At 56.3% G+C, this 24,645-nt stretch carries 24 protein-coding genes; 18 read left to right on the top strand and 6 right to left on the bottom strand.

Going from position 1 to position 24,645, the window contains the following annotated elements; all coding sequences use genetic code 11:
- Positions 1 to 81: 81 nt before the first annotated feature.
- Positions 82 to 1,191, top strand: coding sequence for a tRNA epoxyqueuosine(34) reductase QueG (gene queG / locus ACFQUU_RS19820; protein WP_382249882.1), 1,110 nt, complete (start codon positions 82 to 84; stop codon positions 1,189 to 1,191).
- 27 nt (positions 1,192 to 1,218) lie between these two features.
- Here queG and ACFQUU_RS19815 read toward each other — a convergent pair whose 3' ends face one another.
- From ACFQUU_RS19815 to ACFQUU_RS19805, 3 genes are all read right to left on the bottom strand, one after another.
- On the bottom strand, positions 1,219 to 2,109 hold the full coding sequence (locus tag ACFQUU_RS19815; protein WP_382249845.1) for an AEC family transporter: 891 nt from the start codon (positions 2,107 to 2,109) through the stop codon (positions 1,219 to 1,221).
- 147 nt (positions 2,110 to 2,256) lie between these two features.
- Positions 2,257 to 2,847: a response regulator transcription factor gene (locus ACFQUU_RS19810; protein ID WP_382249844.1), complete on the bottom strand. Its 591-nt coding sequence runs from the start codon at positions 2,845 to 2,847 to the stop codon at positions 2,257 to 2,259.
- 105 nt (positions 2,848 to 2,952) lie between these two features.
- Positions 2,953 to 5,007 (bottom strand): ATP-binding protein, encoded by a 2,055-nt coding sequence (locus ACFQUU_RS19805; protein ID WP_382249843.1) that lies wholly within the window; start codon positions 5,005 to 5,007, stop codon positions 2,953 to 2,955.
- A 181-nt stretch (positions 5,008 to 5,188) separates the two neighbouring features.
- Here ACFQUU_RS19805 and ACFQUU_RS19800 point away from each other — a divergent pair, with 181 nt between their 5' ends.
- The 9 genes from ACFQUU_RS19800 (at position 5,189) to xerD (ending at position 14,176) form a co-directional block, all read left to right on the top strand.
- On the top strand, positions 5,189 to 6,196 hold the full coding sequence (locus ACFQUU_RS19800) for a TRAP transporter substrate-binding protein (RefSeq protein ID WP_382249842.1): 1,008 nt from the start codon (positions 5,189 to 5,191) through the stop codon (positions 6,194 to 6,196).
- A gap of 643 nt (positions 6,197 to 6,839) precedes the next feature.
- The gene (locus ACFQUU_RS19795) at positions 6,840 to 7,817 is read left to right on the top strand and encodes a tripartite tricarboxylate transporter substrate binding protein BugE (RefSeq protein ID WP_382249841.1); all 978 of its coding nucleotides are present in this window, start codon (positions 6,840 to 6,842) and stop codon (positions 7,815 to 7,817) included.
- 282 nt (positions 7,818 to 8,099) lie between these two features.
- Positions 8,100 to 8,843 (top strand): TerC family protein, encoded by a 744-nt coding sequence (locus ACFQUU_RS19790; protein ID WP_382249881.1) that lies wholly within the window; start codon positions 8,100 to 8,102, stop codon positions 8,841 to 8,843.
- Between the two features lie 52 nt (positions 8,844 to 8,895).
- A complete protein-coding gene (locus ACFQUU_RS19785) occupies positions 8,896 to 9,321 on the top strand; it encodes a universal stress protein (protein WP_382249840.1) in 426 nt (141 codons plus the stop codon).
- A 190-nt stretch (positions 9,322 to 9,511) separates the two neighbouring features.
- The gene (locus ACFQUU_RS19780; protein WP_382249839.1) at positions 9,512 to 10,495 is read left to right on the top strand and encodes a tripartite tricarboxylate transporter substrate binding protein BugD; all 984 of its coding nucleotides are present in this window, start codon (positions 9,512 to 9,514) and stop codon (positions 10,493 to 10,495) included.
- Positions 10,496 to 10,641: 146 nt separating this feature from the next.
- Positions 10,642 to 11,103, top strand: coding sequence for a tripartite tricarboxylate transporter TctB family protein (locus tag ACFQUU_RS19775; protein ID WP_382249838.1), 462 nt, complete (start codon positions 10,642 to 10,644; stop codon positions 11,101 to 11,103).
- 12 nt (positions 11,104 to 11,115) lie between these two features.
- Positions 11,116 to 12,615 (top strand): tripartite tricarboxylate transporter permease, encoded by a 1,500-nt coding sequence (locus tag ACFQUU_RS19770; protein WP_382249837.1) that lies wholly within the window; start codon positions 11,116 to 11,118, stop codon positions 12,613 to 12,615.
- Between the two features lie 158 nt (positions 12,616 to 12,773).
- Positions 12,774 to 13,274, top strand: a complete 501-nt coding sequence (locus ACFQUU_RS19765; protein ID WP_382249836.1) for a methylated-DNA--[protein]-cysteine S-methyltransferase — start codon at positions 12,774 to 12,776, stop codon at positions 13,272 to 13,274.
- A complete protein-coding gene (gene xerD / locus ACFQUU_RS19760) occupies positions 13,271 to 14,176 on the top strand; it encodes a site-specific tyrosine recombinase XerD (protein WP_382249835.1) in 906 nt (301 codons plus the stop codon). The genes ACFQUU_RS19765 and xerD overlap by 4 nt, the downstream gene beginning before the upstream one ends.
- Positions 14,177 to 14,627: 451 nt before the next feature.
- On the opposite strand, the gene phaP is transcribed toward xerD, so the two are convergent.
- On the bottom strand, positions 14,628 to 15,191 hold the full coding sequence (gene phaP / locus ACFQUU_RS19755; protein ID WP_382249834.1) for a TIGR01841 family phasin: 564 nt from the start codon (positions 15,189 to 15,191) through the stop codon (positions 14,628 to 14,630).
- A 384-nt stretch (positions 15,192 to 15,575) separates the two neighbouring features.
- On the opposite strand from phaP, the gene ybaK reads away from it, so the two are divergent.
- The 4 genes from ybaK to ACFQUU_RS19735 all read left to right on the top strand — a co-directional run bounded on the left by ybaK (position 15,576) and on the right by ACFQUU_RS19735 (position 18,764).
- Positions 15,576 to 16,067, top strand: a complete 492-nt coding sequence (gene ybaK, locus ACFQUU_RS19750) for a Cys-tRNA(Pro) deacylase (RefSeq protein ID WP_382249833.1) — start codon at positions 15,576 to 15,578, stop codon at positions 16,065 to 16,067.
- A 34-nt stretch (positions 16,068 to 16,101) separates the two neighbouring features.
- The gene (gene plsY, locus ACFQUU_RS19745) at positions 16,102 to 16,707 is read left to right on the top strand and encodes a glycerol-3-phosphate 1-O-acyltransferase PlsY (protein ID WP_382249832.1); all 606 of its coding nucleotides are present in this window, start codon (positions 16,102 to 16,104) and stop codon (positions 16,705 to 16,707) included.
- A gap of 90 nt (positions 16,708 to 16,797) precedes the next feature.
- Positions 16,798 to 17,490, top strand: coding sequence for an MgtC/SapB family protein (locus ACFQUU_RS19740; protein ID WP_382249831.1), 693 nt, complete (start codon positions 16,798 to 16,800; stop codon positions 17,488 to 17,490).
- A 398-nt stretch (positions 17,491 to 17,888) separates the two neighbouring features.
- On the top strand, positions 17,889 to 18,764 hold the full coding sequence (locus ACFQUU_RS19735) for an amino acid ABC transporter substrate-binding protein (RefSeq protein ID WP_382249830.1): 876 nt from the start codon (positions 17,889 to 17,891) through the stop codon (positions 18,762 to 18,764).
- Positions 18,765 to 18,921: 157 nt separating this feature from the next.
- Here ACFQUU_RS19735 and tsaD read toward each other — a convergent pair whose 3' ends face one another.
- Positions 18,922 to 19,950 (bottom strand): tRNA (adenosine(37)-N6)-threonylcarbamoyltransferase complex transferase subunit TsaD, encoded by a 1,029-nt coding sequence (tsaD, locus tag ACFQUU_RS19730; RefSeq protein WP_382249829.1) that lies wholly within the window; start codon positions 19,948 to 19,950, stop codon positions 18,922 to 18,924.
- Positions 19,951 to 20,019: 69 nt separating this feature from the next.
- On the opposite strand from tsaD, the gene ACFQUU_RS19725 reads away from it, so the two are divergent.
- The 4 genes from ACFQUU_RS19725 (at position 20,020) to ACFQUU_RS19710 (ending at position 23,962) form a co-directional block, all read left to right on the top strand.
- The gene (locus ACFQUU_RS19725) at positions 20,020 to 20,643 is read left to right on the top strand and encodes an ANTAR domain-containing response regulator (RefSeq protein WP_382249828.1); all 624 of its coding nucleotides are present in this window, start codon (positions 20,020 to 20,022) and stop codon (positions 20,641 to 20,643) included.
- A gap of 297 nt (positions 20,644 to 20,940) precedes the next feature.
- On the top strand, positions 20,941 to 22,191 hold the full coding sequence (locus ACFQUU_RS19720; RefSeq protein WP_382249827.1) for a CmpA/NrtA family ABC transporter substrate-binding protein: 1,251 nt from the start codon (positions 20,941 to 20,943) through the stop codon (positions 22,189 to 22,191).
- Positions 22,192 to 22,212: 21 nt separating this feature from the next.
- A complete protein-coding gene (ntrB, locus tag ACFQUU_RS19715; protein WP_382249826.1) occupies positions 22,213 to 23,127 on the top strand; it encodes a nitrate ABC transporter permease in 915 nt (304 codons plus the stop codon).
- 22 nt (positions 23,128 to 23,149) lie between these two features.
- Positions 23,150 to 23,962: an ABC transporter ATP-binding protein gene (locus ACFQUU_RS19710; RefSeq protein WP_382249825.1), complete on the top strand. Its 813-nt coding sequence runs from the start codon at positions 23,150 to 23,152 to the stop codon at positions 23,960 to 23,962.
- A 156-nt stretch (positions 23,963 to 24,118) separates the two neighbouring features.
- On the opposite strand, the gene ACFQUU_RS19705 is transcribed toward ACFQUU_RS19710, so the two are convergent.
- Positions 24,119 to 24,565, bottom strand: coding sequence for a MarR family winged helix-turn-helix transcriptional regulator (locus ACFQUU_RS19705; RefSeq protein WP_382249824.1), 447 nt, complete (start codon positions 24,563 to 24,565; stop codon positions 24,119 to 24,121).
- Positions 24,566 to 24,645: the final 80 nt, after the last annotated feature.

Below are 24,645 nucleotides of genomic sequence, written 5' to 3'. Positions count from 1 at the left end.
TTGTCGTTGGCTTCCAATGGTGGCGGCGTGAATGCCGTCCCGGATCCGCATCCTGCCCGCGATCGCGCAAACTTCCTTGTCATGACCGTACCTGATAACAATCTGGCCACACTCGCGCTGACTATCAAAGCATGGGGGCGCGAGCTCGGCTTTGCGGAAATCGGCATTGCCGATGTCGACCTGTCACAAGAAGAGGCCGGGTTACAGGCATGGCTTGATGCGGGGCATCACGGCGACATGGATTATATGGCAAGCCATGGAATGAAGCGCGCCCGCCCTGCCGAACTGGTGCCGGGTACGCTGCGGGTCATCACTGCACGCATGAATTACCTGCCGCAGGATGCCGGCGAGGCGTGGCGCGACCACGAACAGCGCCACGCCTGTCAGGCGGCGAATGCCACGATCTCCGTCTACGCGCGCGGGCGCGACTATCACAAGGTATTGCGCTCGCGACTCCAGCAACTTGCCGAACGCATACGCGGAGAAATCGGCGACTTCGGCTATCGCGTCTTTACCGACTCGGCACCGGTCATGGAAGTGGCACTGGCCGAAAAGTCGGGCATAGGCTGGCGCGGCAAGCATACGCTGTTACTCAATCGCGACGCCGGATCGATGTTCTTTCTTGGCGAACTGTTCACGGATTTGCCACTGCCGGTCGATGCGCCAGCCACATCCCATTGCGGACAGTGCAGCGCCTGTATCGATATTTGCCCGACACAGGCTATCCTCGGTCCCTATCGCCTTGATGCCCGGCGCTGCATTTCCTATCTGACGATCGAACTCAAAGGCAGCATCCCGGTGGAACTGCGTCCCTTGATCGGCAATCGGGTTTACGGTTGCGATGAATGTCAGCTGGTCTGCCCATGGAACAAATTTGCCCAGCGTTCGAGCTTGCCAGACTTCGATGTGCGTAACGGGCTGGACGCCGCCACGCTGGTCGAGCTGTTTGCGTGGGAGGAGGGCGAGTTCAACCGCCGTCTTGAGGGTAGTCCGATCCGGCGAATCGGGCATGAACGATGGCTGAGGAACCTGGCCGTCGGGCTCGGCAATGCGCTGCGCCAGGCATCGGCTCATCACCCTGAGCAGGCCGCGCCCCTCATTACGGCCTTGCAGACCCGTGCTACCCATCCATCCGACATGGTGCGCGAACATGTGGCCTGGGCGCTGGAGCAGGGCAGACTGCAGATGTAGGCAGTCATTTGTACGATAGCAGCGATATCAGCGTGAGAGGCTGAGCCAGATTGGCAAGGTGAATGCCGACAGCACCGTCCCACCCGAAATAAGGAATGCCACAAAAGGTCCATTGCCGCCCATGCGGGCCGCCAGGACATAGGCACTCGATGCGGTTGGCAGCGCCGCAAACATCACGACAATCTGCAACTGCAGTGCGGGAAGGTTCATCCAGCGGCCCAGCATCAATGCGATCGCCGGCAGCGCCAGCAGTTTGACCGCAGTGAAATAGAGCGCCATGCCTTTGGCTTCCCGCAGCCCCGACAGGCGCAGCCCGGCGCCGACCGCGATCAGGCCAACGGCAATCGACGCGTTTGCCATGCGGGACAGCGTTGCGCCGACAATTTCCGGTATTTGAAGACCGGCGAAGTTGAAAGCCATGCCACTCGCGGTCGCCATCAGCAGCGGATTCCGCGCCATCTCTTTCAGCAGACCGCCGCCTTTGCTGACCAGCGCATGGACCGCCGCCATATTACACAGCGGGACGCCAAAACCAATGATCAGTGCCATCAGCGTAGTTCCCTTTTCACCAGCAAGCCGGGAAGCAATCGCCAGGGCAATATATGAATTAAAGCGAAATGCCGTCTGTACGCCGGACTCGAACATCATCGGCGGGACGGTAAATAAAGGTTTGGCTAGCCAGCCGAGTGCGATGCCGCCTGTGAGGGTCAGCAGCGCGACCTGCAGCATCTTGCCAGTCGTGGCAAAGTCGAATGGCGTACGCGCCGTCGAGTAGAACAGCAATGCGGGAAAGAGGAAATAATAGATCAGCTTTTCCAGGCCGCTCCAGAACGGAGTTCCCCAATCGGTAAAGCGCATTAGCAGGAAACCCAGCAGGATGAGCGCGAAGTCGGGAAACAGGATGGTGGCGATGGACATGAAAAAGGAAAAAGCTGACCTAAACCGGAATGTTACCGAGGATTCCATTGCGCCGCTGTAGCGGATTTCCCCTAGGCGATACTTGATGCGCTGCTGTGCAGCCCGATTTACGTCTGGTCCACTTCGGCAGAAATCGCCTTGGCCCGTTTACTTCAGCAGTCGCGCCAGTTCGACCGCGGTCTTGACGTTCATCTTGTCGAAGATGTGCGCGCGATGTACTTCGACGGTTCGCATGCTGATGCCAAGTTCGTCGGCGATCACCTTGTTCATCTTGCCGGCCAGGATCAGGTCCAGCACTTCACGTTCGCGTGCCGACAACGTGGCCAGCCGGTCATGTACTTTTGCGATGGCGCCGGCTTCGCGGGAAGCGGCCAGGGCTTCTTCGACCCGATCCATCAGCGTGTTATCGTTGAACGGTTTTTCAAAAAAATCGAAGGCACCACGTTTAAGCGTGTCGACCGCCATCGGGACATCGCCATGGCCGGTCAGGAAGATGACCGGCATCCGCTGCGTCAGGCCGCGCGTCGTCAGCAGGTCGAACAGGGCTGCGCCACTCATGTCCGGCATGCGCACATCAAGCAGAACGCATTCACCTTGTGGATCGAAACTGCTGAATTTGTCGAGTACGGCGAGAAATGCAGCGCCGCTGTCATATGTGGCAACGGAAATGGAACGAGACTGTGCGAGCCACTCCAGCGAATCGCGTATCACTTCTTCGTCGTCGACAATATGCAGCATTCAGTCCCCTTTGGTCGCGCAGGATTTGCCGTGATGCGGAATGCATGGACATCCTGTCATGTGTGCGCAGCCGCCGCCGCATTGAACCAAGCAACACGGGCAGCATTAACTTTCGCTGATTATCGCCGAATCTCCCGCAACTGGCATCCCCTCGGCCAAGATCGGTAAGCTGAAGCGGAAAATCGTGCCGCCACCCGGGTTATCCGCATGAAGCAGTTTGCCGCCATGAAATTCGACGGCGGTACGACAGATGTTCAGGCCCATGCCCATGCCCTCTGCCTTGGTCGAAAAGAAGGGTGAAAACAAACGCTCGGAGACTTCCTGCGGAATACCGTGGCCGTTGTCGATAACCGCAATTACCACGTTGGGCTGTGATCCGGTTATGGCTTCCCGTTCGGCCACGATGCGCAAGATACGACGTTCGGGCGGGATATTCTGCATCGCCTCGATGGCGTTGCGCGTCAGGTTGAGCAATACCTGCTCCAGCATCACCCGGTCTGCCAGCACTGGCGGAAGACCAGCTTCCAGCTCCGTTTGCGTAGCGACGAAGAATTGGCGGGCCTGCAGTTCGACTAGCGGCAGCACGTTATCGACCAGCGCCTGCACGGTCACCGGCTCGCGGCTTGGTTCCCTGCGCTTGACGAACGTATGGACGCTGCGAATGATTTGGCCGGCGCGCTGGGCCTGGTTGCCGGCCTTCTCCAGCGCCGGCTTCAGCATCGAAAGATCCAGCTGCTCGGGATGGTCGGCATGTCTGTCGATCAGGTTCAGCGCGCCGGTGGTGTAACTTGAAATGGCGGCTAGCGGCTGGTTGAGCTCATGTGCCAGGGTTGACGCAATTTCGCCCATCGTGGCCAACCGCGCACTGGCCTGCAGCTTTTCCTGCTGGCGCCGGTTCAGGTCTTCGACCTGCTTGCGGTCGGAGATATCCAGGATCGACCCCATCCATCCGGTTTGCCGCCCGCTGTCGTCAACCAGCGCGGACTCGAAAATCAGGACAGGAAAGCGTTCGCCATTGGCGCGCTGAAAAATCGTTTCGAACTGGGGAGTGGCGGTTCCGGCCAGCACCTTTGTAAAACGATGGTTGTATTCGTCCATTGCTTCCGGCGCCCAGTAAGGCATCGGTGGCAGCTTGCCGATCAGTTGGTCGGCAGGAATGCCGACCATGCGGCAGAACGCCGGGTTGACGTAGGTAATACGTCCATTCAGGTCGCGCGCCCGTAGTCCGGTCATCAACGAATTCTCCATGGCGGTACGGAACGCTACCTGCTGCCGAAGCGCACCCTCGGCAGCGAGCCGCCGGTTGATGTCGCGCCACAGTGCCCATAGACTCCATAGCAATCCGAGCGACAGCGTAATCACCGAACCGACCAGCAGGCTGGGCAGCAGCTTGGGTTCGCCCTTGACGCTGTTGGTGCGCAGGGTAAGCACGACACCTGGCAAGTCCAGCGCGCGCTGGTGGGTATAAACGTTACGGCCGGGGCCGCCGGCTGCACGCTGTTCAATGACATTGTCGTCCTGGTCGGTCAGGCTGATTTCATTGTCCTGCGCAAACCACCAGGGCACCATTTCACTGAGAATGCTCGGTATCGAATAGCTGGCCACCAGTTCGCCGAGATAGTTGTCCCCTGACTGCAGCGGCACGTGATAGTCAAGTGTGGCAGGCCCTGTCGTTCCCGCTCCTGATGCAGGCTGGGCGTACTGCGGATCTTGTGATTTGCGTGCGTTTTCCGATGCCAGACGTGATTCTGGTGACAGGTCCTTGAGCGAAAACGGCACATCGTCGGTCGACAGCACCATGCGGCCCTGGCTGTCGAGCTGGACGATGCGGGTCAGTTCGCGATTGGTCCGGACAAGCGTTCCGAGCCGTTCCCGCAGCCGCGGTTCAGGCAGGTGACCGGCCAGAATTTCCGAAGCGATCAGCCGCAGATTTTCTTCATGGCGACCGAGCTGAAAACGGATCGTCTGCTCCACCCATAGCGTATCGGCGATCAACTGCTCCTGCCGCTCGCTGGCCTCCATCCGTTGCGTCTGCCAGGGCAGCCACAGCAGCGTCGACAGGAACAGCAATACCAGCAGAATCGGTAAAAGCCAGCGCCATGCCTGGCGCCGGGTGGGGAAAACGACGCTTAATTTCTGTGTGAGGCGCTTGCGTATCATGTGCACGTGGTGTCAGGCAGCAATGGAGGAATACGGCGGTATTGACAGTGTAGTGCATGTCGCAGGCGCTTCGCGACGTGCGCTAAAGTTGTGGTTATCCACACTTGTAACCCCTCTTAGGTCTCAACAGAATGAACACATGGATCGCAAAGGATTTATTTCCGCTCAACTGGAGACATAAATGAAATTTAAAGCCCTCTTCCTGGGCCTTAGCGCAGCTGCGGTAGTAGTCAGTGCCAATGCCTTTGCACAGGCGCCGATTGTCATCAAATTCAGTCATGTGGTGGCAAATGACACCCCAAAAGGCAAGGCTGCGGACCGCTTCAAGGTGCTTGCTGAAAAAGCAACCAAGGGCAGGGTAAAGGTAGAGGTGTATCCGAACAGCACTTTGTACAAAGACAAGGAGGAACTCGAAGCCTTGCAACTGGGTGCCGTGCAGATGCTGGCACCCTCGCTGGCCAAGTTTGGTCCGCTGGGAGTCAAGGAATTCGAAATATTCGATCTGCCATATATTTTCCCAACCAAGGAAGTGCTGTATCGCGTGACGGAAGGCCCGATCGGCAAGGACCTGTTCAAAAAATTGGAGTCCAAGGGCATTACCGGGCTGGCTTACTGGGACAACGGTTTCAAGGTGATGTCGGCTAACAAGCCGCTCAGGACGCCGGCCGACTTCAAGGGCATGAAGATGCGTATCCAGTCGTCCAAGGTGCTTGATGTGCAGATGCGGGCGCTGGGCGCCAACCCCCAGGTGATGGCATTCTCCGAGGTGTATCAGGCGCTCCAGACAGGCGTCGTCGACGGTACAGAGAACCCGCCGTCCAATCTGTACACGCAAAAGATGCACGAGGTGCAGAAGCATGTGACAGTATCCAACCACGGCTACCTCGGCTATGCCGTCATCGTCAACAAAAAATTCTGGGATGGCCTGCCGGCCGATATCCGCTCCGCACTGGAAGGCGCTATGAAAGAATCCACCCGCTACGCGAACGCAATCGCACAGCAGGAAAACGATTCCGCAATGGAAGCTGTCAAAAAATCCGGCAAGACCGAAATCTACGTGCTGAACGACAACGAGCGTGCTGAATGGCGTAAGGTGCTGTTGCCGGTCCAAAAGGATATGGAAGGCCGTATCGGTAAGGATCTGATTGGCGCAGTCAACAAGGAAGCTGCCGCACTTGGCATCAAGTAAGCAGACGCAAAAACTTAAGCAGCCGCGCCGGTAGTACGGTGCGGCTGCTACCATAATAAGAGTGTCGAACGAGGTTTACAGTACTTCGCTTCCAGTCCGGAGTTTCTATGAGGTTTGTCGATTGTCTGCAGGAATGGCTGATTGCCTTTCTGAAGGGCGCTGCATCCTCGTGATCTTCATTCCTGGCGGTCAATGTACTCTTGCTGCTTATAGGCAATGTGATGGAGCTATCTTCCATCGCCCTCATCATGGCTTCTAGCCTATTCCCGGTCGCTATGCGGCGTGGCATCGTGGCTTCCGATTTTATTTTGCAATAAATAACTAAGATGGATAGGTGGCAGTAATAGACAGTAGAATCGTTGAGGGCAGGTAGGCGACATGCCTAATTGATTTATGTGCCGATCTCCAGAATTTGGCGGCAACCCTTTGCGGTTTTTCAGACAGATCCAGAGGATATTTTGCCCGGTACGTTTGCCCGTGCCGGAAGATTGTGTCGAAAAGAGACGGCTAATGCCTTTAGAAGCATTCTGGCCTGGAGTTTGCATACGCATGTCCCGTGTCGGCGCTGTTAATCCTACGTACCGCCGCCATTTGCTTCATCACCGTTCCCGTAGAAGGTAACGATCAACACAGGAGATATCCAATGAAATTGCATTACCTCGCCGTGCCGCTGGTGACGTCGCTGTCGATCATGGCATCGGCCGCTTACGCACAGTCTTATCCAAACAAGCCCATCCGCCTGATCGTGCCGTTTGCGCCGGGTGGAACCACTGATATCGTGGCACGAGTAGTCGGCGACAAGCTGGGCAAGGAACTTGGTCAACCGGTTGTCATCGAGAACCGTGGTGGTGGCGGAGGCAGTATCGGGGCCACTGCTGTCGCCAAGGCTGATCCTGACGGCTATACCTTCGGCATTTCCACCATCTCGACTCATGCGGTGAATGCAGCGTGCAACCCCAAGCTCGGCTATAACCCCTTGACGGACTTCACTCCGATTACCAACCTCGCACGCACGCCGAATGTTCTGACCGTCAATCCCAAGTTTCCAGCCCAGGACTTCAAGCAATACATTGACTACGTGAAGAAGAGCCCGGGCAAGCTGAACTATGCAACGTCAGGCACCTGCAGTATCCAGCACATGGTCGGCGAGCAGTTCAAACTTGCTACAGGAACCTTTATCCTCCACATCCCGTATCGGGGCGCCGGTCCCGCGCTGAATGATCTGCTCGGCGGCCAGGTCGACATGATGTTTGATAACCTGCCTTCGTCCATGTCGCACATTCAGGCGAACAAGCTGCGGCCGTTGGCGATTGCATGGAACAAGCGTCTTGAAGCTTTGCCTAACGTTCCGACGTTTGCAGAACTTGGACTTCCCCAAGTTAACGACCCGGCATGGTATGGCCTTGTTGCGCCACCGAAAACGCCGGATGACATCGTCAAGAAAGTGAATGCTGCGGCGGTAAAAGTTCTTGCCATGCCTGAAGTGCGAGAGCGACTCATGCAAAGTGGCGCGGAACCTGTAGGCAATACGCCGGCCGAGCATGCAGCAGAAATCAAGACCGAACTGGACAAAATGAAGAACCTGGTCAAGAAGCAGAATATTCGTTTCGACGGTACCTGATCGTAGTCACTCCTCGACTGGTGGCGTGATTAAAACATCGCTTCACCAGTTTTGCGCCGGTACAGCCTGACAGCCATCGAAATAGGGCGCCGGCGTAATCTGCGCTTTTTACGCAGAAATTGCTCGGATTAACGGATAGAACGATGTTGTATACTCGGCAAGGCCGTTTTTTGGGCTCTTCGGAAGCTATGGCATCGGGATCTTCGGGCAGCTTAAGGTTTCGGAAAAGCCATTCAAGGCAGGCGCTTCTTCTCATCTCCCGTTATTCAGGCATGTAAGGTAATCATGGACTTTAGTAACCCCTCATTTTGGGTGGCCATCCTGCAGATTGTCGCCATCGATATCGTGCTCGGCGGCGACAACGCCGTTGTCATTGGTCTGGCCTGCCGTCGCTTACCGGAAAGAGAGCGCAAACTAGGTATCCTGTGGGGCATGTTTGGCGCAGTCGGTCTGCGCGTAGTGCTGATCTTCTTTGCGGTAACGCTGCTCGCAGTGCCCTACTTGAAGCTTGTCGGTGCCGCCCTGCTTTTGTGGATCGGTGTCAAGCTTCTCTTGCCGGAGCCGGAAGAAGGCGGTCACCACATCGAGGCTGGCGCTACGCTGATGTCTGCCATTAAAACGATCATTGTCGCCGACGCTGTCATGAGCCTGGATAATGTGATTGCCATTGCCGGAGCCGCAGGTGACAGCAAGGCCCTGATTATCTTTGGTTTGCTGCTGAGTATTCCGATCATCATGCTGGGCAGCCAGTTGGTCATGAAGTTGATGGATCGTTTTCCTCTTGTTATCGTCGGTGGCGGCGCGCTGCTGGGTTGGATCGCAGGTGGAATGGTGGTTGAGGATGTCGCAGTCAAGGATTGGTTTGCGGTCAATCTGCCCGCAGCGAAATGGATAGCACCGGTGCTTGGCGCGGTAATCGTGGTGGCAATTGGTAAGCTGCTCGCCGCACGGGCCGAATCGCGGGCCGCCTTGCCGGAAGATCTGGCAGCACAAAAAGAAGCGCGCGAAAATACCGGAGGCCATTAAGTACACACAGTCCTGTCGAGGCAGGACGCCGTTTCATTGAGAGGAAACAACAATGCAGAAAATCCTGTTGGCGGTCGATGGATCGGAAAGTTCACAGCATGCTCTCGCTCACGTGATCAAACGAGCCTCTGGCGCGAAAGATCAAATACAAGTTCTGTTGGTAAATGTTCAGTATGCAGTGCACGGTGGTGTCAGTGCATTTGTCAACGCGGGGCAGTTGAAGCAACTCCATCATGAAGAAGGCATGAAGGTTCTGGAAGGGCCACGCTCAATGCTCGACTCGGCCGGTGTGTCCTATAGTCACCACCTGTTTGTTGGCGACCCGGCTGAAATTATCACGCGATTCGCACATGACAAGGGTTGCGATGAAATTGTCATTGGTACGCGGGGACTTTCAGGAATTGGCAGTTTGCTAATGGGATCGGTGGCGACCAAAATAATTCATTTGGCTGATGTCCCGGTGCTCTTGGTTAAGTGAGACAGCGCCATCTGCAAATTTTGTGCGCCGCACAAAGGTGATTTGCGGGTTTCCACAGTAGCGTCATACACGTGTCATGATAATAATAGGTTGAATGCAGGCTTGGTATGCGCATAGTATTGAAAATACTTTGCGTGGCTTACTGATCAGCCGACAGGTCATGCATTTATACAACTATTAAAGAGGAGCAATGCACGTGAATATCAAGTCACTTCGATTCGTAGCAGGTTTGGCACTGGTAGCAAGTACCTTTGCTCATGCACAAGCCACTTTCCCGAACAAAACAATTACGATGATCGTGCCGTTCGCGGCAGGCGGTCCGACCGACACCGTGGCTCGCCTGGTGGCGCAATCGATGAGCAAGACACTGAACCAGCAGGTCATCGTCGAGAACGTTGGCGGCGCGGGCGGTACTATTGGCGCGGCCCGGGTTGCAAAGGCGGAGCCGGATGGCCATACCGTTTTCCTGCACCATATTGGCCAGTCTACCGCGCCGACCCTGTATCGCAAGCTGTCCTATAACGCGATCGACAGCTTCGAGCCTATCGGCCTTGTCACCGATGTGCCAATGACTATCGTGGCACGCAAGGATTTTCCCGCCAAGGATTTCAAGGAGTTGATCTCCTATATCAAGGCCAACAAGAACAAGGTTAGCTACGCCAATGCGGGCGTTGGATCAGCATCGCACCTGTGCGGCATGCTGTTCCAGAGCGCGATCGATACTGAAGTCACCACCGTCCCTTACAAGGGCACAGGTCCCGCAATGAATGACTTGCTGGGCGGTCAGGTCGACTTTATGTGCGACCAGACCACCAACACCACCAGCCAGATCAAGAGCGGCAAGATCAAGGCCTATGCGGTCACCACGAAGTCCAAGGTGCCGTCACTGCCGGACCTGCCGACAGCCAATGAAGCCGGGCTTCCCAACTTCGAGATTGCGGTATGGCATGGCATGTATGCACCTAAGGGCACGCCCAAACCAGCAATTGACAAGCTAGCCAACGCTCTCCAGATCGCTCTCAAGGATTCGACCGTCAAGCAGCGCTTCGCTGAACTCGGCACCGAACCGGTTGCGGAAAATCGTGCCACTCCTGAGGCGCTGCGAAGCCACCTCAAGGCCGAGATTGACAAGTGGAGCCCCATCATCAAGAAGGCCGGCGTGTATGCCGATTAAGCAGAAGTGGTATAAAGCCATGCGGTAAGGGAAGCGGGGCATCATTGCCCCGCTTCTCATACGGGTTGCAGCTAACAGGCAGGTAAAACAGCGCACCGCAGACAGGCAGGATTGCAAAATTTTTGTAAACCAAGGAGGAGACGACTTTGGCATCATTCATCCGCAACCCCAAGGACTTCTGGTCGGGGGCGATCTTCATCACCATTGGACTGGCCGCGATCTATATCGGTCGGGACTATTCAATGGGTAGCGCCGGCAGGATGGGCCCGGCCTACTTCCCCACCATCCTTGGCGGACTGCTTGCCCTGATCGGTGCCATTGGCGTGGTGCGATCACTGATTAGCTCCGGCGAAGCCATTGGGGCCTTTTCGATTAAAGGCATCGTGCTGGTGATTACTGGTACCGTGCTGTTTGGTGTGCTGGTGCGCGGCGCGGGCCTGGCGGTTGCCATTATCGTCCTGGTCATGCTCAGTGGGCTGGCCAGTATCAAGTTCAGGGTGGCGCCTTTCCTCGCAGTCGCCATTGGCCTTGCGGTGTTCAGCGTGCTGGTATTTGTGCAAGCGCTCGGCCTGCCAATGCCGATGCTGGGCCCGTGGCTCGGCTTCTAAGGGGAATGGACAATGGAAATTCTAAGTAACCTCGCACTCGGCTTCGATACCGCGCTCACTTTATCCAACCTGATGTACTGCCTGATCGGGGTGTTCCTGGGTACCGCCATCGGCGTGCTGCCCGGCCTCGGCCCGACCGCGACCATCGCCATGCTGCTGCCGGCGACTTTCGCGCTGCCGCCGATCTCCTCGCTGATCATGTTGGCCGGCATTTACTACGGCGCGCAGTACGGCGGCTCCACCACCGCGATTCTGGTCAACCTGCCGGGTGAATCCTCGTCGGTCGTGACGGCCATCGACGGTTACCAGATGGCACGCCAGGGACACGCCGGCAAGGCATTGGCGACGGCAGGTATCGGCTCGTTTTTTGCCGGTACGGTGGCGACCCTGCTGCTGGCACTGTTCGCACCGCCTCTGGCCGAACTGGCGCTGCAGTTCGGTCCCGCCGAATACTTTTCGTTGATGGTGCTGGGCCTGGTGGCGTCGGTGGTGCTGGCGCATGGTTCGCTGCTGCGCGCACTCGGCATGATCATGCTTGGTCTGCTGCTGGGATTGATCGGTACCGACGTCAATTCAGGCACACCGCGCTATACCTTCGACGTGCCGCAACTGGCAGATGGCATCAACTTCGTGGTGGTCGCCATGGGCATGTTCGGCCTGGGGGAAATCATCCGCAACCTGGAAAATCAGGAAGAACGTTCGCTGACTATCAAGAAGGTCCAAGGCTTAATGCCCAGCAAGGACGATCTCAAGCGCATCGTAGCGCCCATCCTGCGCGGCACCGCGCTCGGTTCGGCGTTGGGTATCCTGCCCGGCGGCGGCGCGATGCTCTCATCGTTCGCTTCCTATTCGATCGAGAAGAAGATTTCGAAGAATTCGGCCCAGTTCGGCAAAGGCGCCATTGAAGGTGTGGCCGCACCAGAAGCTGCCAACAACGCCGGCGCGCAAACTTCCTTCATCCCGATGCTGACCTTGGGTATCCCGTCGAACCCGGTGATGGCATTGATGATCGGCGCCATGATTATCCAGGGCATCCAGCCGGGACCGGCGGTGATGACCGAACAGCCGGCGCTGTTCTGGGGCATCATCGCCTCGATGTGGATCGGCAACTTCTTCCTGATCGTGCTGAACCTGCCGATGATCGGGCTGTGGGTGCGCATGATCATGGTGCCTTACCACTTCCTGTACCCGGGCATCCTGGTGTTCTGTGCGATTGGCGTATTCAGCTTGAACAACAGCGAATTCGACGTGTTCGTGATGGCAGGCTTCGGATTGTTCGGCTATATCTGCGCCAAGCTTGAGATGGAAGCCGCACCGATGATGCTGGCCTTCATTATCGGGCCGATGATGGAAGAATATCTGCGGCGTGCGCTGCTGCTGTCGCGCAGCGATCCGCTGGTCTTCCTGCAGCGCCCGATCAGTGCCACCATGCTGATCCTGTCCGCATTGGCTATGGCGGTCGTGCTGTTGCCTTCCTTGCGCAAGAAGCGCGAAGAGGCATTCGTCGAGTAAGAACGGCGGCCGGGTATGCCGGTAAATCTTTGTCTGGACCGGCGCGCCACCCGAAAGGGGCGCGCCGGTTTGGTTTTGTATGGGGCAGACTTGCAACACCTTTAGTCTGACTGTGCGGATAAAACAAACTGCCCCTGCTTTTGATTTATGCTAGCAGGATGAAAGCATCTTCCAATCAATCGCTATTTTCCGCCATCGTCGAGGCGCCCTGGGGAGCGGTCGGAGTCCGTACCGAGCCTGGTATCGTGCGTGAACTCGTCTATCTGCCGCCGAGCTTCGATGAAAAGGCGCCGGTCGATGCCCTGTCTGAACAGGCAGCACGCCAGGTAGAGCGCTATCTCAAAGAACCCGACTTCCGTTTCGATCTGCCGTTGGCCGAAGTAGGCACGGCGTTTCAGCGCAAGGTTTGGGGGGTGATCAGCGGCATTCCACGCGGTGATGTGCTGACCTACGGCCAAGTGGCCAAACTGATCCGCTCGGCGCCAAGGGCAGTCGGGCAGGCCTGCGGCGCCAACTGGTTTCCGTTAGTAATCCCATGTCATCGGGTCACGGCGTCCGGCGGACTCGGCGGCTTTTCCAACCATGATGACGAGACCGGTTTTCACCTCGGTGTCAAACGGTGGTTGCTTGCCCATGAAGGCGTTATGGCTTATCGATGAGTGAAGTAGCAGTAGCAAACCAGAATCTCATCGACGAATTCTGCGACACCCTGTGGCTGGAAGACGGACTGGCCAAAAATTCGCTGGAAGCGTACCGGCGGGACATGACCTTATTCGGCACCTGGCTCGCCGAGCAGCACGATAAGGACCTGCATGCCGCCCAGGCACAAGATATCCTGGCCTACTTCGCAGCACGTCATGCCGATACCAAGGCAACGTCGGCCAACCGGCGTCTGGCAGTGCTCAAGCGCTTCTATCAGATGGCGCTGCGGCAGAACAGGATTCATGTCGACCCCTGTCTGAAACTGAAATCGGCCAAGCAGCCGCCACGTACGCCCAAGACGCTGTCCGAGGCGCAAGTCGAGGCGCTGCTCGCTGCGCCTGACGTCAGTACGCCGCTAGGCCTGCGTGACCGCACGATGCTGGAACTGATGTATGCCAGCGGCCTGCGCGTGTCTGAACTGGTTTTGCTCAAGACCATGGAACTGGGCATGAATGAAGGCGTGCTCCGGATTACCGGGAAGGGCGCCAAGACACGGCTGGTGCCATTCGGGGAAGAGGCGCGCCAGTGGATTGAACGCTACCTGCAAGAGGGTAGACTCGCCATCCTGAACGGCCAGGTCAATGATGCGCTGTTTGTGACCGCACGTGGCGGCCCGATGACGCGCCAGATGTTCTGGACTCTGATCAAGAAGCATGCACTCAAGGCGGATATCAATGCGCCGCTGTCACCGCACACCTTGCGACATGCGTTTGCCACCCACTTGCTCAACCATGGTGCGGACCTGCGTGTTGTCCAGCTTTTACTGGGGCATGCCGATATTTCAACTACCCAGATATATACCCATGTTGCCCGGGAACGTCTGAAGAAACTGCACGCGGAACATCACCCGCGAGGATGAACTTTGGTTTGTCATGTTAAGGAGTGCGGATGGAAAACTGGCTGAGCAACTTTTCCAATGCTGTACAGAGCTATTCAACAATTCCGTTCTCGTGTATCGGTCCGTTGATGGATAGGTAAACCGGACATCACGTCAACATTAAGGCATTAAAACTATTGCTTTCTGTCAATTTGAAACGGAACAATAATTGCTAAAGTGAGTGTCCAACGACCCGTTATGAACAATGACCATGGAAACCTTGCGCACCCTTTCCTATATCGTGCTGGTAGCTATAACCTTTGCCGCGACGTATATGGTGTCGACGCTTTAAATTTAAGCGATCACCGCCTTCATCTCCCGAAGGCAAGAGAGAATTCCCGCATAGATGTGAACAGCGCTGCCTTGTATCATCATTAAAAAAACGGGCCGCAATGCGGCCCGTTTTTCATTATCCAGAATCCGGGATTAAGGATTACTTGCGTGTGCGGCCAGCTGTCTTTTCCGCGGCTTGCGAGAACTGAGTGACGGCGGAATTCATGTTCGCTTCCATCACTTCAGCTGCCTGCTTGGCAGTCTTGGTGAACTGCTCATAACCTGCGTTGGCATTACCCAGCGCGGTTTTGAACATGGCAACAACGTTTTCCGAACCGGCCGGCGCGTTCTTGGACACGTCATCGACAAGTGCAGATACCTTGCGGCCGGTTTCGGCGATCTGCTCTTCGGTGACACGGCTCAGTTCGGCTTGGGCGGCGGTCACGATACCAGCGAGGTGACGACCGTAGGCGATTGCCTTCGCAGCAGTTGGTTGAGCTTGTGCGGCGGTCAGCGAGAAAAATTCCTGAGGGTCTTTTGCAGACAGCAACTGGCGTGCTGCAATCGATGTGTCTTCCAACGATGCCTTCGCTACATTCAAATTCAGGTCGACAACTTTTTCGACGCTCTCAAATGCCTTGCCGAAGAGGCTGTTAAACAGGGAAACCTGAGCTTCAAAGTTGGCTTTAGCGGCGGAGGAAAATTGCTCGGGAGTGTTAAACATGGTCTTCTCCTAAAAAGGAAACGCAGTGAATAGGGTAGGTTAATAGCAGACTTATTGTGCGCTGCAACAATGGCTATTCTAAAGGCTCATCTGCTGAAGTCAAGACGTTTTTGTGCGTCGCACAAAAATAACTGACTTTTATTTATCAGCGCGCCACAGAAATTTTCCAGGCAGGAATAAAGCCGTTGATGACAAGAATTATTCAAGAAGAATCGCATGGATCTAGGCATCCGTCATGCCGACATATCGTGCACGTGAATACAGCGCAGCCTTTGTTGACTGTCCGAATCAACAGTGATGTTGTCACTCAAATAACGCATGGCCTGCCGTCTTGCAAAGAGCGGATCTTCCTGCATAATGTGCTCCGCAATTTGAATTTGAACCATGGCAAAAAAAGAACATATCTCCGAGACCCCGGCCACCCAATTTCTGCGCAAGCAGGGAATCGCTTTTTCCGAACATCCCTATGCGTATGAAGAGCATGGCGGCACTACGGTGTCTGCCCGCGAACTGGGAGTGGATGAACATCATGTGGTCAAGACCCTGATCATGCAGGACGAGGCGGCCAAACCAATGATCGTGCTGATGCATGGCGATCGCAAGGTCTCGACTAAAAACCTGGCGCGCCAGATCGGCTGCAAGTCGGTCGAGCCCTGCAAACCTGAAGTCGCCAATCGTCACTCGGGCTTCCTGGTGGGCGGCACCTCTCCCTTCGGCACTAAAAAAGCCATGCCGGTGTATGTCGAGCAAAGCATTCTCGATCTCAACCGGATCTTCATCAACGGCGGCCGCCGCGGTTATCTGATCGGCATCGACCCGAAAGTCATTCCGGCCGTCTTGCCAGCCAAGCCCGTGAATTGCGCGCTCGACGAATGATGCCGTTGTGGCGGTACCCCATTGAAAGGATGAAATGAATACAGTCTTGTTTACCGTTGCCGCTTACCTGATCGGCTCGGTATCGTTTGCAGTGGTCATGAGCAGGATCTTCCGGCTCGCTGATCCGCGTACCTACGGTTCAAAGAACCCGGGCGCCACCAACGTGCTGCGCAGCGGCAATAAGGCCGCAGCAGCGTTGACCTTGCTCGGCGACGGTGCCAAAGGCTGGTTTGCGGTATGGCTGGCCATGCGCCTGGGGCCGCAGTATGGCGTAGGCGATGCCGGTATTGCATTGGTCGCACTCGCCGTGTTCGTCGGCCATCTGTGGCCACTATTCACACGCTTTGTCGGCGGCAAAGGTGTTGCGACCATGCTGGGCGTACTGATCGGAATCAATGGCTGGCTCGGCCTCGCAACCATTGTGACCTGGATCGTGATTGCCTACGCCTTTCGATATTCATCGCTGGCCGCGCTGGTGGCCAGTGTCTTCGCGCCTTTTTACTATGGACTGCTGTTCGGTACTGACGGCATTCTTTTGGCCATCCTTGTGATGAGCGCCCTGTTGATCTATCGTCATCGCCAGAACATTGCCAACCTGATGGCCGGCAAGGAAAGCCGGCTCGGCAGCAAGAAAAAATAAGCCGGTGTCCATTTCGGCAGCGAATTGCTATACGTCTACCTCCGCTTCCCGCAATCGCGGTATGCTTAATAAAAATAATAAGGAGCGGGGATGGATAATGATTATGTCAACATTGCAATTCACCTGGTCGGCGCCCTGATTGCCGGCGGCATTATCGGACTTGAACGCAGCTATCATGCGCGACCCGCCGGCTTCCGCACCCACACGTTGGTATGCGTCGCATCCAGCCTCCTGATGCTGGTCATGCTGTACCAGTCGACCTGGTTGCCGGGCATGCCCAACGAAACGATACGTACCGATCCGACACGCATGGCACAGGGCATCATGACCGGCATCGGGTTTCTCGGTGCCGGCGTCATTTTCAAGGAAGGTCTCAGCGTACGCGGCCTGACCACCGCCGCCTCCATCTGGATTACGTCCGCCATTGGTGTGCTGATCGGTATAGGTTTTTATTACCCGGCGATTCTCGCCACGTTGCTCACCGTCGGCATTCTTTCGTTTTTCCGCCGCATCGAGGCAATGATGCCCTCACATTCTTATGCGCATCATCTGTTGCGCTTCGATCGCAGCGACACGGTGCCGGAAGAAGAAATTCGCGCACTGCTGAAGCAGCATGGCTTTACGGTGGCGAACATGAGTTACCGGGTAAACGAGGACGGCGTTTCGTTTGAATACCGTATGGTCATTCAGACGACCGACTCCAGCAACACGCCTAAGCTGGCGGAGTATTTGCGCCGCTGGGACAGGGTCCGGTCGTTCCAGCTGTCACCGACAGGGGACTAATACCAGTCCCAAGCCATAACGCACCATGACATCGCGTCTTTTTCCGGGGGCGCCGAGCCGCCTGCCTGCGTTGCACTCGTCGTCAATAGTCCCGCTATTGACTCCTCCTGCGCCTTGCCAGTCAAAAAAATCCATCGATCTCATTTGTCACGTTACAGGTTGGGATTGGTATAAGCGGTCGGTACGGTATTACCACCAGCGAGGCGGTCACAAGAACCCAATGCGGCATCCCTGATCTTCCGGCACGCCGATACGTGACCACTTGCGCATGAGTGTATGGATTTCGGTACAAATTTTATGCATGGATTCTCGCCGATTGCCTAGCAAAAAACTGCGGGATTTTACTTAGACTGGTCGATTGCATTTGCATCCCCGCCGTTGAAGCAGTCAAGGAAACCATGAAGCGTATTGCAGGAAGTATGTTTGTGTTGGTCGCCATGCTGGCGACAGCCTCCGCCCTTGCCGAGACTCTGTCAAAGATCCGCGAAACGCAAACGATCGTGCTGGCCTACCGGGACTCGCCGCCGTTCTCCTATCTCAATGAAAACAAGAAGGTTACAGGCTATTCGATCGATCTCTGCCTGAAGGTCGTGGAAGCGGTCAAGCGTGAACTGAAAATGCCGCAGCTTGCCGTGGCATTCGTGCCGGTGGATTCGTCTTCCCGATTCTCCGCGATCATCGAAGGCCGCGCCGATATGGAATGTGGTTCGACCACCAATACAGAAGAGCGACGTGCAAAAGTCAGCTTCGCCATTCCGCATTTTTTCGCTTCGGTCCGCATGCTGGTCAGGTCGGATAGTGATATTCGTAACTGGCCTGACCTGCGTGATCGCAAGGTCGTCATCACCAAAGGGACGACCACCATCAAATTGCTGAACGAACGCAATAATGTCCGTACATTGAACGTCGGCATTGTCGAAGGCAGCGATGATATGGCGTCTTTTGCGATGGTGGAGCAGGGCAAGGCGGACGCCTTTCCGATGGACGATGTGCTGCTATACGGCCTGAAGGCATTGTCCAGAGACCCGAACAAGTTCGCTGTTGTCGGTGATCCGCTGTCAGTGGAGCCTTACGCGATCATGCTGCGAAAGGATGATCGCGCATTCAAGAAGCTGGTGGACAAGGAGATCGTGCGCATCGTGGAAAGCCGCGAAATTTATTCGATGTACAACTACTGGTTCATGAACCGCTCCGGTCCCGGTGGAGTAAACATGAATATGCCGATGGGAAATTTGCTGCGGGAGTCGCTGAAGTATCCTGGTGACCGTTTTTAAGTAGACGCAGTGATTGCAACAAGACGATATGCAGCGGCTCGATGCATGGCTGTCGGGCGTTACCTACCAAGGACAAGGAATCGGATTGCGTGGATTGCAAGGCTGTCTGATTCAACCAGCCGATCTGCCAGAAGCAATGCGATGACCGTTCACACCATCACACCACCCGCAATTCATCCAGCGGCCAGCGCGGCCGCACATTGAATGCATAATCGCGTTTGGCCGCACCCGGATTGATTTGCAGGCGCATGGCGCCGGCAAACGCAATCATCGCGCCGTTATCGGTGCAAAACTCCAGTTCGGGATAGAACACGCGGAAGCGCTTCTTTTGTGCGGCGTCGTTCAGTGCGTCGCGCAGCTGGCGGTTCGCGCCGACACCACCGGCAATCACCAGTCGTTTCAGACCGGTCTGCTTCAGAGCCGCCAGGCACTTTGCGACCAGCACGTCGACGATCGCATCGACGAAGGCGCGCGCGATGTTGGCCTTGTCCTGTTCACAAATGTTGACCGTTTGCTTTTTGACCAGGGTAAGTACCGCGGTTTTCAGGCCAGAGAAGCTGAAATTGAGATCTTTCGAATGCAGCATGGGGCGCGGCAGCTGGTAAGCGCCGGGATCACCGAACTCGGCCAGGCGCGAAATCGCCGGGCCGCCCGGATAGCCGAGGCCAAGCAGTTTGGCTGACTTGTCAAAAGCTTCACCCGCCGCATCATCCATGGTTTCGCCAAGCAACTCGTACTGACCGACTCCATCGACCCGCATCAGCTGGGTGTGGCCTCCGGAAATGAGCAGCGCAACAAATGGAAACTCCGGTGGTTCTTTGGCAAGCAAAGGCGACAATAGGTGGCCTTCAAGGTGATGCACGCCCAGTACCGGCCGGTCGAGCGCCAGGCCGAGGCCACAGGCGACCGACGCGCCCACCAGCAAGGCGCCGGCCAGCCCCGGACCCTGTGTGTAGGCAATGGCATCAATCGCGCTGCGCGGCACCGAGGCATTATCCAGTACCTGTTCAAGCAGCGGAATGGCGCGGCGGATATGGTCACGTGAGGCGAGTTCAGGCACCACGCCGCCATATTCCTCATGCATGGCAACCTGTGAATACAGGGCATGCGCGAGAAGGCCGCGTTGTGTGTCATACAACGCCAGGCCGGTTTCATCACAGGAGGATTCAACGCCGAGAACGATCATGGAAAGAAATGGTGGATGGCAAGCTTCTTGCAAAGCCCTATTTTAAAGGAAGTCCACCTTAGGCAAATCATGAGCGATCCCAAACAGCTGAAAATCGTCGTTATCAACTCTCTCGTTGTGCCGGAAGGGGCCGGTCATGCCGCACTGGTCCAGGCAGAACGGGCACGCGCCCTGCGCATCGGGCTGCTGGAAGGCGGCTATAACATCCTTGCGGCATTGCCGCCCGATGCAGACCTGGAAGAACAGATCGCGCAACTGCAACCGGACGTCATCATCGTCGATGAACAATCCGATGCGGCGCTGAAGAAAGTCGTTGCAGCCACTGCCAACGAGCGACGCCCGATCGTCTGCTTCACCGAGGACAATGACAAGGAAAAGATGCATGCCGCCATCGAAGCGGGCGTCTCGGCCTATGTCGTCGCTGGGCTGTCGGCGGAGCGCGTAAAGACCGTGCTCGACGTTGCACTGGCCCGCTTCGAAGTCGACCAGAAACTGCGCCACGAACTCTCCGAAACCAAGATGAAACTTGTCGAGCGCAAGGTCATAGAACGCGCCAAGGGCTTATTGATGGAACGGCATCATTGCTCGGAAGACGAGGCCTACCGCAAGCTCCGCCGCCTGGCCATGGACAAGAATCTCAAGCTGTCCGACGTAGCGCAGCGCATGATCGATGTCGCCGATCTGCTCATTTGAGGGCTGACGTATCCCCAACATGTAACGTGCACCGCCCCGTTTTAATGCGTCGCACAGTCGAGGTGCGATTTCGGGTCTGATCCGGATCAAATTGCCTTAAAACGCTTTATGCCGGGTTGGCATACGGCTTGCAAACCACACAGATGTGCCAATGCTGGCGCACCGATCAGTAACACCGCAACGACCAAAGGTGGTCGTCGCATTTTGGACAAAGGCGTCCCAGTCACCGCGAGTTCCCGCTTGCAGTGACCGGACGCCTTTCTTTTTGCCGGTTTCAAGGCCATGCATGAGGGAATCATGACAACAAAAGAAAGCAGAACGAATTTGACCCGCCGCAGCATCATCAAAGCGGGCGCCGCAGTAACAGCAAGTGCATTCGGTGGGCTTGCCACTCAGGGCGCATGGGCTGCCGGCTCCGACAAGCCGGAAAAGGATGAGGTCAGGATCGGCTTCATCCCGTTGACCGATTGCGCGTCTGTCGTGATGGCATCCGTTCTCGGCATCGACAAGAAGTACGGGATCAAGATCACGCCGACCAAGGAAGCCTCCTGGGCAGGTGTGCGCGACAAGCTGGTCAACGGTGAACTCGATGCGGCACATGTGCTGTATGGCCTGATCTATGGTGTGCATCTCGGCGTCAGCGGTCCGAAGAAAGACATGGCCATGCTGATGACGTTGAATAACAACGGCCAGGCAATCACTCTGTCGAAGAAGCTGGCAGAAAAGGGCGCGGTCGATGGCACGTCACTGGCCAAGCTGATGCAGACTGACAAGCGCGAGTACACGTTTGCGCAAACCTTCCCGACCGGGACCCATGCGATGTGGCTGTACTACTGGCTTGCTGCGCACGGCATCAATCCGATGAAAGATGCCAAGGTCATCACCGTGCCACCGCCGCAGATGGTGGCGAATATGCGCGTTGGCAATATGGACGGATTTTGTGTAGGCGAGCCATGGGGACATCGTGCCATTGCCGACAACATCGGCATTACCAGCGTCACGACGCAGGATATCTGGAGAGACCATCCGGAAAAGGTACTCGGCACAACCGCCGACTTCGTCAAGAAATACCCGAACACCGCACGCGCCATGACGGCTGCCGTGCTTGAGGCCAGCAGGTGGATCGATGCCAGCCTGTCCAACAAAAACAAGATGGCCGAAACGATTGCCGACAAGTCATACGTAAATACCTCGGTCGATGTGATCAACCAGCGCATTCTCGGCCGCTATCAGAATGGCCTCGGTAAAACCTGGGACGATCCGAATTACATGAAATTCTTTAACGACGGCGCGGTGAATTTTCCCTACCTGTCCGACGGCATGTGGTTCCTGACCCAGCACAAGCGCTGGGGCTTGCTGAAGGAGGAGGTGGACTACCTTGCAATCGCCAAACAGATCAACCAGATTGATCTGTACAGGGATGCGGCCAACATGGTCAAGGTCAGCGTGCCAAAAGATTCTTACCGTAGTTCGAAGCTGATCGACGGCACTGTATGGAATGGCAAGAACCCAAAGGCCTACGCGTCTTCCTTTGCCATCAAAGCCTGATTACCCGACCTGGAGCCCATCATGAGTGCAGTCATGGACAACGTCCTCAACAAGCCGGCCGAGCCGGCATCGGAGTCGTCACCGATGAAAGCAGATACCAGGGAAGATGTGAAATCCCGTGTCACCACCGTTGCAAAGCCGTCCGCTGCAAAACGGTCGTTCAGGCCATTTTTGCTCGCCGTGCTGCCGCCTGTTTTCGGTCTCGCCTTGCTGGTGCTGGTCTGGGAAATCGTGGCTGCGAAAAATAGCGGGTTTCCTTCGCCAATGATGACCTTGCAAGAAGCGATCATCGTGTTTTCTGATCCGTTTTACCAGAAAGGCCCAAATGACCAGGGCATAGGCTGGAACCTGCTGCTGTCGCTGCAACGCGTCGCCACCGGTTTTGGCCTTGCTGCCCTGGTCGGTATTCCGCTGGGCTTCATGATTGGACGCTTCAAGTTTTTGGCCGGCATGTTCAATCCCATCATCAGCCTGTTGAAGCCCGTATCGCCGCTGGCATGGCTGCCGATTGGCCTGCTGGTATTCAAGGCCGCCAATCCCGCCGCGATCTGGGCGATCTTCATCTGTTCGATCTGGCCGATGATCATCAACACCGCGGTCGGCGTGCAGCGGGTGCCGCAGGATTACATGAATGTCGCCAAGGTGCTCAACCTGTCCGAATGGAAGATCGTTACCAAAATTCTGTTTCCGTCGGTGCTGCCTTACATGCTGACCGGCGTGCGCCTTGCGATCGGCACCGCATGGTTGGTGATCGTCGCGGCGGAAATGCTGACTGGTGGTGTCGGTATCGGTTTCTGGGTATGGGATGAATGGAACAACCTGAACGTTCCGCACATCATCATCGCCATCGTGGTGATTGGCGTGGTCGGTCTGCTGCTGGAACAAGGTCTGGTCGCGCTCGCGAGAGCTTTCACTTATGAAGAAGTGCGCAGCTAAGGAAAGTCAAATGGAGAACGTCATGGACAACACCAGAAAATTCATCGAAATCCAGAACGCCGAAATGGTGTTCAATACCAGGCAGGGCAGTTTTCATGCACTGCGCGACATAAATCTGAACGTGAAGAAAGGTGAGTTCGTCACGTTGATCGGTCATTCGGGCTGCGGCAAGTCAACCTTGCTTAACTTGATCGCCGGTTTATTGCGCGCCAGCGACGGCACCTTGCTTTGCGCGAACCGCGAAATCGCCGGTCCATCGCCGGAGCGCGCGGTGGTGTTCCAGAACCATTCGTTGCTGCCGTGGCTGACTTGCTACGAAAACATTTACCTCGCTGTCGAGCGCGTATTCGCCGCAACGGAAAGCAAGGCCAAACTGAAAGAACGGACGCTTGCCGCGCTGGCACTCGTCGGCTTATCGCATGCAGAGCAAAAGCGCCCGCATGAAATTTCCGGCGGCATGAAGCAGCGTGTCGGCATTGCGCGTGCCCTGTCGATGGAGCCCAAGGTATTGTTGATGGACGAGCCTTTTGGCGCACTCGATGCGCTCACGCGCGCCCATCTACAGGATGAACTGCTGAAAATCGTCGCCAAGACACAATCGACAGTGGTGATGGTCACGCATGACGTTGACGAAGCGGTGCTGCTGTCGGATCGCATCGTCATGATGACCAACGGACCTGCCGCTACCATCGGCGATATTGTCAACGTACGTCTGGAGCGCCCCCGCGATCGCGTTATCCTGGCGCAGGATCCGCTGTATGTCGAATACCGTAGCGCAGTACTGGAATTCCTGTATCACCGCCAGGCACGTCCTGCGGTCAAGGAAGCTGCGTAGATCTCAAGGGGACGCTGCGTGCTGCCAATGGTCTAGCACTCCTGAATGCGGATCGCCTTCGCGGGGCGATCCGCATTTTGTCATGCCGGCATCAAATCATCAGGTTTATCTGGCAGTAATGTGTGGCATTGGAGATGCAAGCAGAGCAAAATCGTTCTAGCTGTCGTCATCGTTGAATGCCGTGATGCGGGCAACGCGGAATGTTCCCTCCAGGGACTTCAGTTCGGCGGCATGCAAGCTTGCGAGTCGCTCAAGAATGCGTTGTGCAACGGGCCGCAACCGTATCTCGACTTGCCGTCGATCGGTTGCGCTTTGTGTACGTGAAATCAGGCCACTTTCTTCACAACGCGACAACAATGCCGCCATGCCATGTGGCTTCATTTGCAGACGCTCCGCCAGTTCACCGACCAGTGCCCAATCGCGCCCGGGGAAGCCGCGGATTTGCAGAAGCAGCTGGTACTGCAATGGTGTAATTCCCTCCGCACGTGCCGCGGTTTCACTAAAATGCAGGAAGCGGCGCAGCTGATAGCGGAATTCCGATAAGGCTTCGTATTGTTCCTTGGTGAAAGGCGGGGTAGTTTGCTTTGGAGTTTTCGAGGCCATGTCAGTCAGGCAAGTCCGGTTGCCGCCGAATGTATCACAGTATGCTATATTTCGCGACTTTGGATTGTTGCGGAAGAAGT

The sequence above is a fragment of the Herbaspirillum sp. GCM10030257 genome, assembly GCF_042666555.1.
Classification (GTDB): Bacteria; Pseudomonadota; Gammaproteobacteria; order Burkholderiales; family Burkholderiaceae_D; genus Noviherbaspirillum.
The sequence above is the reverse complement of the archived record's forward strand: the minus strand, read 5'-3'. Positions and strand labels throughout refer to the sequence as shown.

Excerpts from the sequence above, each read along its gene's own strand:
- queG (WP_382249882.1), top strand. The coding sequence starts at position 82 with ATGACCGTACCTGATAACAATCTGGCCACACTCGCGCTGACTATCAAA.
- ACFQUU_RS19815 (WP_382249845.1), bottom strand. The coding sequence starts at position 2,109 with ATGTCCATCGCCACCATCCTGTTTCCCGACTTCGCGCTCATCCTGCTG.
- ACFQUU_RS19810 (WP_382249844.1), bottom strand. The coding sequence starts at position 2,847 with ATGCTGCATATTGTCGACGACGAAGAAGTGATACGCGATTCGCTGGAG.
- ACFQUU_RS19805 (WP_382249843.1), bottom strand. The coding sequence starts at position 5,007 with ATGATACGCAAGCGCCTCACACAGAAATTAAGCGTCGTTTTCCCCACC.
- ACFQUU_RS19800 (WP_382249842.1), top strand. The coding sequence starts at position 5,189 with ATGAAATTTAAAGCCCTCTTCCTGGGCCTTAGCGCAGCTGCGGTAGTA.
- ACFQUU_RS19795 (WP_382249841.1), top strand. The coding sequence starts at position 6,840 with ATGAAATTGCATTACCTCGCCGTGCCGCTGGTGACGTCGCTGTCGATC.
- ACFQUU_RS19785 (WP_382249840.1), top strand. The coding sequence starts at position 8,896 with ATGCAGAAAATCCTGTTGGCGGTCGATGGATCGGAAAGTTCACAGCAT.
- ACFQUU_RS19780 (WP_382249839.1), top strand. The coding sequence starts at position 9,512 with ATGCACGTGAATATCAAGTCACTTCGATTCGTAGCAGGTTTGGCACTG.
- ACFQUU_RS19770 (WP_382249837.1), top strand. The coding sequence starts at position 11,116 with ATGGAAATTCTAAGTAACCTCGCACTCGGCTTCGATACCGCGCTCACT.
- ACFQUU_RS19765 (WP_382249836.1), top strand. The coding sequence starts at position 12,774 with ATGAAAGCATCTTCCAATCAATCGCTATTTTCCGCCATCGTCGAGGCG.
- xerD (WP_382249835.1), top strand. The coding sequence starts at position 13,271 with ATGAGTGAAGTAGCAGTAGCAAACCAGAATCTCATCGACGAATTCTGC.
- phaP (WP_382249834.1), bottom strand. The coding sequence starts at position 15,191 with ATGTTTAACACTCCCGAGCAATTTTCCTCCGCCGCTAAAGCCAACTTT.
- ybaK (WP_382249833.1), top strand. The coding sequence starts at position 15,576 with ATGGCAAAAAAAGAACATATCTCCGAGACCCCGGCCACCCAATTTCTG.
- plsY (WP_382249832.1), top strand. The coding sequence starts at position 16,102 with ATGAATACAGTCTTGTTTACCGTTGCCGCTTACCTGATCGGCTCGGTA.
- ACFQUU_RS19740 (WP_382249831.1), top strand. The coding sequence starts at position 16,798 with ATGGATAATGATTATGTCAACATTGCAATTCACCTGGTCGGCGCCCTG.
- ACFQUU_RS19735 (WP_382249830.1), top strand. The coding sequence starts at position 17,889 with ATGAAGCGTATTGCAGGAAGTATGTTTGTGTTGGTCGCCATGCTGGCG.
- tsaD (WP_382249829.1), bottom strand. The coding sequence starts at position 19,950 with ATGATCGTTCTCGGCGTTGAATCCTCCTGTGATGAAACCGGCCTGGCG.
- ACFQUU_RS19725 (WP_382249828.1), top strand. The coding sequence starts at position 20,020 with ATGAGCGATCCCAAACAGCTGAAAATCGTCGTTATCAACTCTCTCGTT.
- ACFQUU_RS19720 (WP_382249827.1), top strand. The coding sequence starts at position 20,941 with ATGACAACAAAAGAAAGCAGAACGAATTTGACCCGCCGCAGCATCATC.
- ntrB (WP_382249826.1), top strand. The coding sequence starts at position 22,213 with ATGAGTGCAGTCATGGACAACGTCCTCAACAAGCCGGCCGAGCCGGCA.
- ACFQUU_RS19710 (WP_382249825.1), top strand. The coding sequence starts at position 23,150 with ATGGACAACACCAGAAAATTCATCGAAATCCAGAACGCCGAAATGGTG.
- ACFQUU_RS19705 (WP_382249824.1), bottom strand. The coding sequence starts at position 24,565 with ATGGCCTCGAAAACTCCAAAGCAAACTACCCCGCCTTTCACCAAGGAA.